The organism is Arthrobacter sp. Dra40, from assembly GCF_059091905.1.
The window spans coordinates 1-267 of the sequence record NZ_JBNHHB010000605.1 but is presented as its reverse complement, the minus strand read 5'-3'; the positions used below and the strand labels follow the sequence as shown (position 1 = coordinate 267).

General features: G+C 72.7%; 1 pseudogene. It reads right to left on the bottom strand.

Going from position 1 to position 267, the window contains the following annotated elements:
* Nucleotides 1–267, bottom strand: a pseudogene (locus AC5RWT_RS38205) (HNH endonuclease); the annotation flags it as partial.

Here is a 267-nt window from a genome sequence, read left to right as displayed (position 1 = left end):
GGATCGCCGCCCGCCGCTCGTTCAGGTACCCCGCCTCGAGTGCCTTGAGCGTGTGCGGCATCTGATTGACCAGGACCTTGGCCCGGCCCAGCAGCAAGGCGCCCTGGTTCGGGGACTCCCGGCGCGCCAGCCCGACCTGCTTGGCGATCCCCTCGCCCTGCCGTGCGGCAGGGACGCCCTTGGCGGCCCGCTCGGCCCGCATCCGCTGATCCAGGGCGACCATGAGTTTGGCCTGCTCCGCGGCGATCGCGTCCTTGGCGTCCTCCC